This is a genomic window from Pectobacterium punjabense (assembly GCF_012427845.1).
GTDB classification, from domain to species: Bacteria; Pseudomonadota; Gammaproteobacteria; order Enterobacterales; family Enterobacteriaceae; genus Pectobacterium; species Pectobacterium punjabense.
This window is the reverse complement of sequence record NZ_CP038498.1, coordinates 4,243,540-4,257,281: the sequence shown is the minus strand read 5'-3', so window position 1 is coordinate 4,257,281 and position 13,742 is coordinate 4,243,540. Positions and strand designations below refer to the sequence as shown.

Below are 13,742 nucleotides of genomic sequence, written 5' to 3'. Positions count from 1 at the left end.
AGCGCCGTATGTTCAGAGTATGTTAAATTATGGACATATCAGGACACGCGGTGTCCTGTTTTTAGTCGTTGCGCTGCATGGTAACGGAAAACGATTATCATGACGACGCTTTGGAGGGGAATGATGTCGCAGCCACCGAAGATTTTGCTGCTGTATGCCCATCCGGAACCACAGGACTCGGTCGCGAACCGGGTCTTATTGCAACCGGCGCAGCAGTTGGCGAATGTAACCGTGCACGATCTTTACGCACACTATCCTGATTTTTTTATCGATATCCATCACGAACAACAGTTGCTGCGTGAGCATCAGATCATTGTTTTCCAACATCCGTTTTATACCTATAGCTGCCCGGCGTTGCTGAAAGAGTGGCTCGATAGGGTGTTATCCCGTGGTTTTGCCAATGGGATTGGCGGCAATGCGCTGGCGGGGAAATACTGGCGTTCAGTGATTACGACCGGTGAACCGGAAGATGCTTACCATGCTGATGGCAACAACCGTTACTCCATGGATGATTTGTTACGTCCGTTTGAGCTGACAGCCGGCATGTGTCGTATGCATTGGATGCGCCCGATGATTGTTTACTGGGCGCGTCGTTTACAGCCCGACGTGTTATCGAGCCACGCCAGAGCCTACGGCGAATGGCTATCCTCCCCTTTATCTGAAGAGGAACGCTAGTATGGAGAGTTCCGCGCTACTGACTGCCGGAGTCTTGTTTTTGTTTGTGGCGGTAGTAGCTGTACCGATCGCTGCCCGATTAGGAATTGGTGCCGTATTGGGCTATTTGATCGCCGGGATCGCCATTGGCCCTTGGGGGCTTGGCTTTATTCGTGATGTGGAGGCCATCCTGCACTTCTCGGAACTGGGTGTGGTTTTCCTGATGTTCATCATCGGGTTGGAGCTGAATCCGTCCAAGCTTTGGACGCTGCGTCGTTCCATCTTCGGCGTTGGAGCTGCTCAGGTTGGCCTGAGTGCGCTGATTCTCGGTGGGGCATTATATCTGACGGACTTTTCATGGCAGTCTGCGTTGATTGGTGGCGTGGGGCTTGCGATGTCGTCAACGGCCATGGCGTTGCAACTGATGCGCGAGAAAGGCATGAATCGCAGCGAGTCCGGCCAACTTGGTTTTTCTGTCCTGCTGTTTCAGGATTTGGCGGTGATTCCCGCGCTGGCACTGATCCCTATTCTGGCTGGTGTGCAGGGTGATTTCGGCGATTGGGAGCGGATTGGCCTGAAGGTCGCCGCGTTTCTCGGCATGTTAATCGGCGGCCGCTATCTGGTACGTCCATTGTTCCGTTTTATTGCGGCGTCTGGCGTGCGCGAAGTGTTCACCGCCGCTGCGTTGTTGCTGGTACTCGGCTCTGCGCTGTTTATGGAAGCATTAGGGCTTTCTATGGCGTTAGGCACCTTTATCGCCGGGATTCTGCTGGCGGAAAGTGAATATCGGCATGAGTTGGAAATCGCGATTGAACCGTTCAAAGGTTTGTTGTTAGGCCTGTTCTTTATCTCAGTAGGAATGGCGCTGAATCTCGGGATTCTCTACACCCACATCGTGAAAATTATGGTTGCGGTGTTGGTGCTGGTGGCGGTGAAAGCGGCTGTACTTTATTTCCTCGCGCGGGTTAACCGAATGCGCCGCTCCGAGCGCTTGCAGTTTGCCGGCGTGCTGAGTCAAGGCGGCGAGTTTGCTTTCGTACTGTTTTCCGCAGCGGCCTCATTCAACGTATTGAAAGGTGAGCAACTGCCGCTGTTGCTGGTGACGGTGACGCTATCGATGATGACGACACCGCTGCTGATGCAGGCGATCGACCGCATTCTGGCGCGTCGCTATAACGTGCAGGATGTACCGGATGAGAAACCCTATGTCGAGGATGATGAACCGCAGGTGATTGTGGTGGGTTTCGGACGTTTCGGACAGGTGATCAGTCGTTTATTAATGGCGAACAAAATGCGGATTACGGTTCTTGAGCGGGATATCAGCGCCGTCAGCCTGATGCGCAGTTATGGCTATAAGGTTTATTATGGCGATGCCACGGAGCTGGAACTGCTGCGTTCGGCGGGCGCGGACAAAGCACGATCGATTGTGATTACCTGTAATACGCCGGAAGATACGATGGAAATTGTACACCTGTGCCAACAGCATTTTCCGAATCTGGAGATTCTGGCGCGGGCGCGTGGGCGTGTTGAAGCCCATGAACTGTTGCAGACGGGCGTAAGGCATTTCTCGCGTGAAACCTTTTCCAGCGCGTTGGAACTGGGGCGGAAAACGCTGGTAACACTCGGCATGCATCCCCATCAGGCGATGCGCGCACAGCAGCATTTCCGGCGTCTTGATATGCGCATGCTGCGTGAATTGATGCCGCAGCTGACAGGGGATGTTGCGCAGATTTCTCGTGTAAAAGAGGCGCGTCGTGAGCTGGAGGATATTTTCCAGCGCGAAATGCTGCGCGAGCGTCGTCGACCTAGCGTGTGGGATGAGGACGACGAATAAGTGCCGACAGCGCCTAGTAGAATAGAGATTCTGGAACGGAGATGAATGGGAGTTATCATGCGTAAACGTTTTATTGCAGGGGCGGTGTGCCCGGCGTGTCAGGCTCAGGACACGCTGGCAGTTGGACGAGAAGATGACGTCGAGGTTGTGGTGTGCGTAAAGTGCGGATATCGCAAGAGTCAGGCAGATGAACCTGCGACCACACCCGACCCGCAGGCTAGCGATATTATCGGGATCTTTCGGCCAGAATAAGAGACGGGTGTCATGATGGCATTGTCATCAACCGTTGACGTTTTTTGATTCCAGACGGTACATAGGGACATTTTTCAGCTACAATTTGCGCCAGTTTGATTTCCAACGGTAGGAGATATCATGAAAGTAGCAAAAGATCTGGTGGTCAGTCTGGCCTATCAGGTACGTACAGAAGACGGTGTGTTGGTTGATGAGTCTCCGGTGAGCGCGCCGTTGGACTATCTGCATGGTCACGGTTCCCTGATTTCAGGTCTGGAAACCGCGTTGGAAGGCCGTGAAGCTGGCGAAACGTTTGATGTGAACATTGGTTCCAGCGACGCTTACGGCAACTATGACGAGAATCTGGTTCAACGCGTACCGAAAGATGTTTTTATGGGCGTTGACGAGCTGCAAGTGGGTATGCGTTTTCTGGCTGAAACCGATCAGGGTCCAGTTCCAGTTGAAATCACCGAAGTTGAAGATGACCACGTTGTTGTCGACGGCAACCACATGCTGGCAGGCCAAAACCTGAGCTTCCATGTTGAAGTGATTGCCATTCGTGAAGCGACGGAAGAAGAATTGGCGCACGGCCACGTTCATGGTGAACACGATCATGAACATGGTGACGGTTGCTGCGGCGGTCACGGCCATGACCACGATCATGACCATGATCACCAACACGGTAAAGGCGGCTGCGGCGGCCACGGTGGATGCGGTTGCCACTAATCGGTCGTAGCGCATACAACGGCCGAATGCTGTCATAAAAAAAACCTCAGGTTGATGAACATCACCTGAGGTTTTTTTATATCTGGCCGGTAGTGAACCTGAGTATGTCAGGTTCAGTAATGCGGCGGTGGCGTTTCTTCCGACTGAGGAGCGACGAGCGACGTTTGCTGGTTGCGCAGCCTGTCGGTGAGTAGACGGACGTGTTCACGCAGGCGGCTAATTTCTCGCTCGTGTTGAATAACCGTTTGGTTAAGCTCTTCTATGGTTAATTCCTGAAAGGCCTGTCGGCTTTCCAACTGTTCAAGCCGTTCTTCGAGTGCTGATGGTGACATCGGTATTCCCCTTACTTCTTGTTACCTGCGAGTTTGTCAGAAAGCGGAAACTTCTGGTAGTAAAAATGGTCGCAGTAGGGCGCAATGCAGTATCCGAAATGGGGCATATCGTTGCCGGATGGCCTTAGGACGATACAAATGATGTCGGAAAAGCTTCCTGACGTTTTTTATCAAAGGATTGTCGCGTGTGTCGTTGTGTTGTCTTCGTCCGCACAGTTATAGTAGGCGCGAATTTATTTTAATGATGGCTGGAGCACGTCGCTCCAGATGCTGGAGAAATGGATGAAATCACTGTTTAAAGTAACGCTGTTAGCAACAACGATGGCTCTGGCTCTGAACGCAGGCCAGGCTCTGGCGGCAGACAAAGCGCAGGCATCTGACACCACTGCGGCAGCCAAATTCAAAAGCGATGAGCAGGCAGCGGCTTATGCGCTAGGCGCTTCTTTAGGGCGTTACATGGATAACTCTCTGAAAGAGCAAGAGAAATTAGGCATCAAGCTGGATAAAGAACAGCTGATTGCTGGTGTGCAAGATGCCTTTGCTGACAAGAGCAAGCTGACTGACGAAGAAATCGAGAAAACGCTGCAAGGCTTTGAAGGCAAAGTGAAAGCAGCGGCTGAAGCCAAAATGAAGCAAGATGCGAAAGATAACGCTGATAAAGGCACCAAGTATCTTGAAACTTTCGCCAAAGAAAAAGGCGTGAAGAAAACTGAATCTGGCCTTCTGTATCAGGTTGAGAAAGAAGGCAGCGGTAACGCGCCGAAAGACAGCGACACCGTAGTGGTTAACTACAAAGGTACGCTGGTTGATGGTAGCGAGTTCGACAACTCCTACAAACGCGGTGAGCCGCTTTCTTTCCGTCTGGACGGCGTGATCCCAGGCTGGACTGAAGGTCTGAAACACGTTAAGAAAGGCGGCAAAATCAAGCTGGCTATCCCACCAGCGCTGGCCTATGGCGAAAACGGCGTACCGGGCATTCCGGCTAACTCCACGCTGGTGTTTGACGTTGAGCTGTTGGACATTAAATCTGAAGCTGACCTGAAAGCAGCGGATGATGCGAAAGCTGAAAAACCAGCCGCCGCAGAGAAAACCGCTAAATAAGCATCGCTATTATGGCGATATGACCGCAGGCCTGGCCTGCGGTTTTTTTTGTGTTTCACAATCACGTTCCTGCAATCGAATCCCTTTTTCAGCTTGTTGTCTCTCAATGACGCTCATCTTCGGTCTGACTGCTATTTTCCAACTGACCGTGACGGCTCATACCTGTTATCCACTGCTATCACCTATTGGCGGCACAGCGCACGTAGCACTTTTGCCAACGTCTTGACGGCAATTTCAAGTTCATGCGGAGCGTGAGCCGCAAATCCCATGAGGAAACCTGCTTTATGCTGGCTCGACGCATGCAGCGCTGTCAGCCCCAGTAGATCGATACCGGCCCGACGTGCAGACTCCACGGCATCGTGTTCAGGGATATCTCGGATGAAGATACAGGGCATCTGCATGCCTCCGGTCGGCACTCGTGGCTCCACGAAATCAGCCAGATGCTGGCGCACCAGTTGTGCCAGCACATCGCGGCGTTCCGCGTAAATGGCGCGCATCGTGCGTACATGAGCACCGAAGTGACCACCTTCGATGAAGCGTGCCAGCGTGAGCTGTGGAATCGGTGCGCTGTGTCCATCCATCAGGGTGCGGCCCACGGTCATCGGTACGACCAACTGTGGCGGCAGAACCATGTAGCCGATGCGCAGGCCTGGAAACAGCGATTTGGTGAAGGTGCCGATATAGATCGTGCGATCGTGCGGGTCGAGTCCCTGCACACAGGCGGTGGGTTTACCCGCGTAGTGAAACTCGCTGTCGTAATCGTCTTCAATAATCCAGCTCTGATGCTGCCAGGCCCATTCGATAACGGCCAGCCTTCGGTCCAATGCCAGCGTCGCGCCGGTTGGAAACTGGTGTGAGGGCGTCAGGAATACGGCTTTCGCAGGCGCATTGTGTTCGCTGCTTGCTTCAAGTAGGCGATCGACCTGCAACCCATCAACATCTAACGGGATCGGCACGCACGCGAGCCCGGCGGCCTCGAATGCCTTGCGTGCGCCGTGGTACACAGGATCTTCAAGGAAGATCCTGTCGCCAACATCCATCAGCACATTCGCGCACAGGGTTAGCGCTTGCTGGGAGCTGGTCAACACTAACACGCGATCGGGCGTGGCGCGGGCTCCTCGTTCGAGATTGACATAATCTGCGATGGCTCGTCTCAACGTTTCCATACCCTGCGGCGGGCTGTGTAACAGCGCTTTAGTGCCATATTCTTTTAGCACCTGCCGCTCTAGTCGTTCCCACGTCTGGAGGGGAAAGCTGCGTGTTTCCGGCACGCCGGGCGCGAACGCGCGCGGTATGATGAAATCTCGTACACCGCCATTCTGGAACATGGCGCTGCCGCGTTGACTGAGGCGCAGCTCTGTTTTGCTCTCTCCCGTTTTACGGGCTTTGCCCCGTCCTGACAGGCGTTTTGCCCGCTCGGACACGAAACTGCCGCTGCCAACGCGACGCTCAATGAACCCCTCTGCATGCAGCTGGCTGTAAGCCGACTCGACCGTATCACGCGATACCTCCAGTGATGTAGCCAGCGCGCGCGAGGCGGGTAAGGGTTTTCCCACATCGAGAATGCCATCAAGGATGAGCTGGCGAATCGCCCGCTGGATACGAGCGTGCAGCGGCAAAGCGCCATGCGCGGGATCGCCAATCCAGGCTTTGACCGATTCAAGCTGGGCATGTTTGAACAATTGGTCTGCTTCTTATAAAGAAAATGGTGGGGGACATCCGGCTATTTTAAATCTATAAATACGTTTCACAATCCATTCATCCTCTTCATCAGGAGTTAGGCTGATGCCGATATCTTCCGATACACCCACTCGCCACGACAGCCATGGTCGCTATCCTGAAGCCGCCACGGTTGAGGATTTCCAACGTAATCTGGCGGCAGTACAGATGCGCATCGCGGCGGCCTGTCACCGCGTTGGGCGCGATCCTGCCACCGTGCGCCTGCTGCCAGTTAGCAAGACCAAGCCAGAAAATCGCCTGCGTATGGCCCATATGGCAGGTTGTCGGCTATTGGGTGAGAACAAGGTGCAGGAGGCGTACCGCAAATGGGAAGCGATGCAGGACTTAGCCGACTTACAGTGGTCGGTTATTGGTCACCTGCAAACCAACAAGGCTAAGCTGGTGGCACGCTTCGCTAGCGAATTTCAGGCATTGGATAGCCTGCGACTGGCTGAAGCGTTGGATCGCCGCTTGCACGTTGAAGGACGCTCACTGGATGTCTTCGTGCAGGTTAACACCTCCGGCGAGGCCAGTAAGTACGGCCTGCCTCCTGAAGACGTTCCTGCTTTTATTCAGGCGCTTCCCACATTCTCTGCGCTACGTGTGCGTGGACTCATGACGCTGGCGCTGTTCTCCAGCGAGGCTGAACGCGTGCGCCAGTGTTTTATACGGCTGCGTAATCTGCGCGATCGGTTGCAGCAAAACCTTCCGGTCGGCATTGCGCTGGATGAATTATCCATGGGCATGTCCGGTGATTTTGAAATAGCGATTGAGGAAGGTGCCACCGTGGTACGCGTCGGGCAGGCAATCTTTGGCGCGCGTCCTCTGCCGGATAGCTACTACTGGCCTGATAGTTCCATTACCGCATCACATTGTTAAAAACCATAGGACGATGCCCATGTATGACGCTTCTCTTACCCTTACTGACTTCGACCCGGAACTGGCCGACGCCATCCTGCATGAAGAACACCGTCAGGAAACTCACGTTGAACTTATCGCTTCAGAGAACTATGCCAGCCCGCTGGTGATGGCGATCCAGAACTCTGTGTTCACCAACAAATATGCAGAGGGTTACCCCGGCAAGCGCTATTACAGCGGCTGTGAGTATGTTGACGTAGCCGAACGCCTGGCTATCGGACGGGCAAAAGCGCTGTTTGACTGCGATTACGCTAATGTCCAGCCCCATGCTGGTGCTCAGGCTAATGCGGCCGTATTTCTCGCACTGACTAACCCCGGCGACACCGTGATGGGGATGAATTTGGCTCAGGGCGGGCATTTGACTCACGGTAATTCCTCCAATTTCTCTGGTCGCCACTACAAGATCGTACCTTATGGCCTTGACCCTGAAACAGGGCTTATCGACTACGACGAAATGGAGCGTATTGCCTTGGAAACCCGGCCAAAGATGTTAATAGGCGGGTTCTCCGCCTATTCACGTCACAAAGACTGGGCACGCATGCGCACTATTGCTGACAAGGTGGGTGCTATCTTCTGGGTGGATATGGCTCATGTTGCTGGTTTAGTGGCAGCAGGTGAGTACCCGACTCCGCTCCCTCACGCGCATGTTGTGACGAGTACAACGCATAAGACCCTGCGCGGCCCGCGCGGTGGAATTATTTTGGCCAAGGGGCAGAGTGAGGATTTTTACAAAAAGCTCAACGCCGCCGTGTTCCCCGGTATTCAGGGCGGCCCGCTGATGCACGTTATCGCGGCCAAAGCGATAGCTTTCAAGGAAGCGTTGCGCCCTGAATTCACAGTTTATCAGCGTCAGGTGGTGACCAACGCCCGTGCTATGGCGCGCGTCCTCCAACTGCGTGGCTACAAGATTGTCTCCGACGGCACCGACAACCATTTACTGCTGATTGACCTGTCCGCTAAGCCTTATACCGGTAAGGATGCTGACGCTGCACTGAGCGAGGCTTATATCACGACAAATAAGAATTCGGTGCCTAACGACCCGCGTTCACCTTTTGTGACCTCTGGACTGCGTATTGGTACGCCAGCCGTCACAACGCGTGGTTTCGGTGTGGCAGAATGCGAGGAATTGGCGGGATGGCTATGTGATGTACTGGATGGACTGGGTGCCGGAAATGAAGAATTAACGGCGATACGCGATCGTGTTCGTGAGCAGGTGGTCGCACTGTGCCGCCGCTACCCTGTGTATCAATAGGGGATAAGGCTTCTGCACAGGGATGTGCCGTCGCGGTGCTATTTTGACGTGGATCTTCTATTGGTGTTCTTCAAGCGGAATCGGGGTAGTCGTCAGGTGTGGTTAGTACTACCCGCGCGAGTGCGCCAGGACCTTGCAGTCGATTACTGAGAAAAAATTTCCCATCGTGCAATTGGGCAATGCGCGTCACGATACTCAGCCCGAGGCCGATACCACCATAGCGGCTGTCCATTCGTACAAACGCCTTACTCAATTCACCGACTTTGCTTTCATCGATACCCGGCCCTTCATCTTCGATCTGTAATTCAAAATGTTGTTGGGTGTTAAGGCTCACTGTAATCTGACTTTCTTCAGGACTATAGCGATAGGCATTCTCTACCAAATTACGTAACAGTAACTGGAGTAACGTCGCATCACCGCGCAGAGTGATATCTTCTCGCGGTAATACCCATTTCAGCCGTTGTTGACGTTTTTGCAGCATCTCGGCCAGTTCATCCTGCATGGGAAAGATGACATCTTGCAGGAATGCGACATTTTCGTGGTGGCCTGCCGAGAAATCCTGTCCGACACGTGCCAGCAGTAAGAGTTGTTCCACCGTTTTGACCATTTTATCGATACGTTTGATGAGTGAGCTGCAATCAATCTGATGTTGTTGCTGGTGTAATTCCAGATGCAGCCGAATACCGGCTAGCGGCGTTCGTAACTCATGGGCGACATCGGCAGTAAATTGTCTGTCGCGTTTCAACGTTTCGTCCAGACGTTGAAAAAGCTGGTTGATGGTGTGTGTGACGGCAGCAACTTCTTTAATGTCACTCTGCTGTGGCAGCGGTTCCAGATTTTCAGCAGTACGATCCTGCAATTCTTCCTGTAGCCGAGAAAGCGGGCGGGTGATCCAACTGACCGCCTGAAAGCACATGAGCAATGTCAGGATGACCATCACCAGGCTGGGGATGCTGAGAGAAGCGATCGCCTCATTAATTTCTTGATCGATCTGCATATTTTGAGCGGTTGCACTCAGGGATTTATCAACCAGCAGGCCGATCTGTTCTTCACTCTCGTGCCAGAGCCAGAATACGCTGATCATCTGGCAGACGAGGAGAATGCCGCCCAGTGCCAGCACCAAACGGCGACGCATGCTGGTGACGGCGTCGGTGTCACCCTTCATGGTTGTTCCCCTTTGGTCAACAGATAGCCAAAGCCTCGCAGGGTTCGGATGCGCTCTTTCCCTATCTTGTGACGCAGATTATGGATATGGACTTCCAGTGAATTGGAGGAGGGGTCGTCGTTCCAGGCATAAATGTCCTGATGAAGAAGCTCACGGTGCACCTGAGAACCGGCTTTCAACACCAGGCGGGAAAGTATCGCAAACTCTTTCGGCGTCAGCACTATCGGTTTTTCGTCCAGCCACACTTGCTGATTGTTTAAATCCAATGTGATGTTGTCGACCTGTATCTTGCTGTTGCTTGAACCCTGATTGCGGCGAATCAGCGCGCGTACGCGCGCCTGTAATTCAGTTAACGCGAAAGGCTTGGCAAGATAATCGTCTGCGCCCACATCCAGTCCGCTGACGCGATCGTTGACCTTATCCCGCGCCGTTAAGATGAGCACGGGATGCTGATAATTATTCTTACGCCAGCGGGATAGCAGAGCGAGGCCGTCGTCGTCCGGTAAGCCAAGATCGAGAATCACCAGGCTGTAGTGCGCGCTACTGATGAGCGCGTCCGCTTCTTTGGCTGTGCCAGCGCAATCGCAGGCATAACCTTCATGACTCAACGCCAATAATAATCCTTCCTGCAACAGCTTATCGTCTTCAACAATCAATAATTTCATGTTGCCTTGTCCCTGCACGGCTGAAGGATATCGAGCTGAGGCTGATATTCTTTTGTGGCGATACTAAACATCCCCAGTATGGTATGGAAAAGATTATCTTGCGAGTAATCCTGCTGCTTCGCGTTCTGGCGCAGACAGGTGTCCTGAATCGCCTGTTGCTGCTGATAACCCGAGGATAACCACATCAACATCGGCACATGCGTTTGCTGCTTTGGCGCAATAGAGTAGGGCATGCTGTGTAGGTAGATGCCGTTCTCGCCTAACGATTCGCCGTGGTCAGACAGGTAAACCAGTGAGGTATTAAATTTATCCTGATGCTGTTTCAGTAGGTTGATCGTTTTATCCAGAACAAAATCGACATACAGAATCGTGTTGTCATACGTGTTGGTCAGTGCTTCTTGCGTACAGGTTTGAATCTGATTGGTATCACAGGTTGGGGTAAATTTCTTAAAGGCGTCAGGGTAGCGCTGGTAATAACTCGGGCCGTGGCTGCCTATGGTATGTAATACGATAATCCCGTCGTTATCGAGCTTATTGATATAGTCTTCGACGCCGTGGAATAACGCTTCATCCTGGCATTCGCCGTTGGTGCAGAGACCTGGTAGCTTCAGCGATGTCACATCAACCGTTGGCACACGTGTACAGGCATCTTTGCAGCCGCCGTCATTTTCTTGCCAGAGTACGTTAACTTTGGCGCGTTGTAATATATCTAACAGCCCTTCCTGATGGCTGGCTACGTCACCGTTAAAGCTTTGTCGCGGCATGTTGGAAAACATGCAGGGAACGGAAACACCTGTTGATGTGCCGCACGATGACGTGTTTTCAAAATAAACCACATTGTCTTTTGCCAGCAGTGGGTTCGTCTCTTTCCCGTAGCCGCCCAGCGAAAAGTTTTGCGCCCGGGATGTTTCTCCCACGACCAGAATAACCAGGTTCTTTTTTGCTGTCGGGGACGCTGGCGACACTTTGTGAGCGTCCAGGCCGATTTGCTCCAGGGGTAAATTAGCCAGCGCGCTATGCTTATGGTAGGACAGGCTGGCTGCCACAATATTGCTGGGCGTAATCGCTTTTACCAACTCTTTGTTATTACGCATGAACGAGGCGTAATCTTTATAAAAGAATGCCGCGACAGATAAAATGGCGAATAACGAAATAATAACGCTAAGAAAACGCATGCCGATATAGAGGGTTGTCGGTTTGGCGGGCTTTATTTTTATCCAGATAGCGAGCGCGGCAGGAATGACGCCAATAAAGAATACCCAGGCGACAAGCTGTGGCGTAAGCAGTGAGAAGGACTCGCTGGCCGTCGTCTCCAGAATATTCTGGACCATCGTGCGGTCAATGATAATGCCGTAGTTCAGCATAAAATATTGTGCGGCGGCACCGGACAGTAAGAAAAAAACGATGACGGCCTTACGCAGATAAGGGACGGCCAGCAGCGTGAAAATGATATTCAGCACCGCGAAAATCACCACCGGCATGCTGAGAAAAAAAGGGATGTTAGTCCAGTCTGTCATATCCAGCAGTTGTAGCGCCTGACGGTAGTAGGCGATGTTCTGGACCAGAGTAATAAAGGCAGAAAATACCAACACGAACATGATGCTGTTCAGGTGTGGTCTGCCCATCGGTATTGGATTTTTCATATGCGTCTCTCGTGATTTCCATGATGGAGAGGAAAGAAGACGCAGACTCTAGCGGGATTAAATTAATACAACCTTAAGAGGTAGTCCGTTAAATTCGGGGACGCGAGAGTGGACATTTGCTAGACTATGTCCCTTGTCAATACAAAATAAAGATACCCGTCATACTTCAAGCTGCTTGTGCGTTGGCCGCCTTTACTCACCCCAGTCACTTACCTGAGTAAGCTCCTGGGGATTTGCGCGGTTGCCGCGTTGGCCCTTTAGGGCAAGGCTCATAAATGAGCCTTGCCCTAAAGGGCCAACGCGGGGCGTTGTTTAAAACGCTAACGTTTTATCACGCAGCTCGAATTATTTAGGGGATAATGATGCTGAGGGTGGTGTCTGCCATGTCTAATTCGCTTGTATCTGGCGAATCTTATGAGCTTGATTTACTCGATGAACGGCCGTTCAGCCAAACGGACTACGAGATCCTGAAATCGTATGAAGCGGTGGTTGATGGCTTGGCCATGTTGATTGGTGAGCACTGTGAGATAGTGTTGCACTCGCTTGAGGATCTTAAATGTTCTGCCGTGCGTATTGCGAATGGGGAACATACCGGCAGAAAGATTGGCTCGCCGATTACGGATCTTGCATTGCGTATGTTGCACGACATGGCAGGTGAAGATAGCAGCGTGTCGAAAGCCTATTTTACCCGCGCAAAAAGCGGCGTGTTGATGAAGTCAGTGACGATCGCAATCCGTAATCGCGATCAGCGCGTGATTGGGCTGCTGTGTATCAACATGAATCTGGATGTACCTTTCTCCCAGATTGTGCAGACCTTTATTCCACCTGAAACGCATGACGTTGCATCTTCTGTTAACTTTGCATCATCTGTTGATGACCTGGTTGCACAAACGCTGGAGTTTTCCATTGAGGAAGTTAATGCGGATCGCAATGTCTCCAATAATGCGAAAAACCGCCAAATCGTCCTGAGCCTGTACGAGAAAGGCATCTTTGATATTAAAGATGCTATCAACCAGGTCGCCGAACGTCTGAATATCTCCAAGCACACGGTTTATCTTTATATTCGTCAATTCAAAAGCGGCGACTTCAGCGGGCATGAACGTTGATGCTGAGTTACTGCTTGCTGGTGACTGGCCCTGCTTACGGCACGCAGCAAGCGAGCAGCGCGTTACAGTTTGCGCAGGCGTTGTTGGCTGAGGGGCACAAGTTGAAAAGCGTGTTCTTCTACCGGGAAGGCGTGCTAAATGCCAACCAGCTAACGTCACCCGCTAATGATGAGTTTGACCTTGTACATGCCTGGCAGCAGTTGGGTGAAACGCATCAGGTGGCGCTGAATGTTTGCGTTGCCGCCGCGCTGCGCCGAGGGGTGGCCGATGCGCAGCAAGCTGCCCAGCTCAACCTTGCGGGAGCGAATCTGCAATCCGGCTTTGTTCTCAGTGGGTTGGGTGAACTGGCGCAGTCGGTACTGACCTGCGATCGGGTGATTCAGTTTTAAGGTAGCG

The 13,742-nt window shown here is 52.5% G+C and carries 14 protein-coding genes; 9 read left to right on the top strand and 5 right to left on the bottom strand.

The window, feature by feature from the left end; genetic code table 11:
- The first annotated feature begins 123 nt into the window (after window positions 1–123).
- From kefG to slyD, 4 genes are all read left to right on the top strand, one after another.
- The gene (kefG, locus tag E2566_RS19365) at window positions 124–675 is read left to right on the top strand and encodes a glutathione-regulated potassium-efflux system ancillary protein KefG (RefSeq protein ID WP_165800640.1); all 552 of its coding nucleotides are present in this window, start codon (window positions 124–126) and stop codon (window positions 673–675) included.
- Window position 676: 1 nt separating this feature from the next.
- The gene (gene kefB, locus E2566_RS19360) at window positions 677–2,488 is read left to right on the top strand and encodes a glutathione-regulated potassium-efflux system protein KefB (RefSeq protein WP_107168855.1); all 1,812 of its coding nucleotides are present in this window, start codon (window positions 677–679) and stop codon (window positions 2,486–2,488) included.
- A gap of 57 nt (window positions 2,489–2,545) precedes the next feature.
- The gene (locus tag E2566_RS19355) at window positions 2,546–2,740 is read left to right on the top strand and encodes a YheV family putative zinc ribbon protein (RefSeq protein ID WP_165800639.1); all 195 of its coding nucleotides are present in this window, start codon (window positions 2,546–2,548) and stop codon (window positions 2,738–2,740) included.
- A gap of 120 nt (window positions 2,741–2,860) precedes the next feature.
- Window positions 2,861–3,445 carry a peptidylprolyl isomerase gene (slyD, locus tag E2566_RS19350; RefSeq protein WP_014701635.1) on the top strand — a complete coding sequence of 195 codons (585 nt, stop codon included), beginning with the start codon at window positions 2,861–2,863 and terminating at the stop codon, window positions 3,443–3,445.
- 113 nt (window positions 3,446–3,558) lie between these two features.
- Here slyD and E2566_RS19345 read toward each other — a convergent pair whose 3' ends face one another.
- A complete protein-coding gene (locus E2566_RS19345; RefSeq protein WP_107168853.1) occupies window positions 3,559–3,777 on the bottom strand; it encodes a protein SlyX in 219 nt (72 codons plus the stop codon).
- Between the two features lie 282 nt (window positions 3,778–4,059).
- Between E2566_RS19345 and fkpA the strand changes: the two genes are divergently transcribed.
- Window positions 4,060–4,878, top strand: a complete 819-nt coding sequence (gene fkpA, locus E2566_RS19340) for an FKBP-type peptidyl-prolyl cis-trans isomerase (protein WP_107168852.1) — start codon at window positions 4,060–4,062, stop codon at window positions 4,876–4,878.
- 182 nt (window positions 4,879–5,060) lie between these two features.
- On the opposite strand, the gene pdxR is transcribed toward fkpA, so the two are convergent.
- On the bottom strand, window positions 5,061–6,560 hold the full coding sequence (gene pdxR, locus E2566_RS19335; protein WP_107168851.1) for a MocR-like pyridoxine biosynthesis transcription factor PdxR: 1,500 nt from the start codon (window positions 6,558–6,560) through the stop codon (window positions 5,061–5,063).
- A 103-nt stretch (window positions 6,561–6,663) separates the two neighbouring features.
- Here pdxR and E2566_RS19330 point away from each other — a divergent pair, with 103 nt between their 5' ends.
- Window positions 6,664–7,476, top strand: a complete 813-nt coding sequence (locus E2566_RS19330; protein WP_107168850.1) for a YggS family pyridoxal phosphate-dependent enzyme — start codon at window positions 6,664–6,666, stop codon at window positions 7,474–7,476.
- Window positions 7,477–7,495: 19 nt separating this feature from the next.
- Entirely contained in the window at window positions 7,496–8,767 is a 1,272-nt protein-coding gene (gene glyA, locus E2566_RS19325; protein ID WP_107168849.1) for a serine hydroxymethyltransferase, read from the top strand.
- Between the two features lie 70 nt (window positions 8,768–8,837).
- Here glyA and pmrB read toward each other — a convergent pair whose 3' ends face one another.
- Genes pmrB through eptA form a run of 3 tightly spaced genes read right to left on the bottom strand, consistent with a single transcriptional unit; the run spans window position 8,838 to window position 12,240 of the window.
- The gene (gene pmrB, locus E2566_RS19320) at window positions 8,838–9,932 is read right to left on the bottom strand and encodes a two-component system sensor histidine kinase PmrB (protein WP_107168848.1); all 1,095 of its coding nucleotides are present in this window, start codon (window positions 9,930–9,932) and stop codon (window positions 8,838–8,840) included.
- Window positions 9,929–10,597 carry a two-component system response regulator PmrA gene (gene pmrA, locus E2566_RS19315; protein ID WP_107168847.1) on the bottom strand — a complete coding sequence of 223 codons (669 nt, stop codon included), beginning with the start codon at window positions 10,595–10,597 and terminating at the stop codon, window positions 9,929–9,931. Before pmrA ends, pmrB begins: the two co-directional genes overlap by 4 nt.
- Window positions 10,594–12,240, bottom strand: coding sequence for a phosphoethanolamine transferase EptA (gene eptA / locus E2566_RS19310; RefSeq protein ID WP_107168846.1), 1,647 nt, complete (start codon window positions 12,238–12,240; stop codon window positions 10,594–10,596). The genes pmrA and eptA overlap by 4 nt, the downstream gene beginning before the upstream one ends.
- A gap of 383 nt (window positions 12,241–12,623) precedes the next feature.
- On the opposite strand from eptA, the gene E2566_RS19305 reads away from it, so the two are divergent.
- The gene (locus E2566_RS19305) at window positions 12,624–13,346 is read left to right on the top strand and encodes a helix-turn-helix transcriptional regulator (RefSeq protein WP_005969561.1); all 723 of its coding nucleotides are present in this window, start codon (window positions 12,624–12,626) and stop codon (window positions 13,344–13,346) included.
- Complete coding sequence (gene tusD, locus E2566_RS19300; protein WP_107168845.1) at window positions 13,346–13,735, top strand: sulfurtransferase complex subunit TusD; 390 nt, start codon at window positions 13,346–13,348, stop codon at window positions 13,733–13,735. The genes E2566_RS19305 and tusD overlap by 1 nt, the downstream gene beginning before the upstream one ends.
- Window positions 13,736–13,742 lie beyond the last annotated feature (7 nt).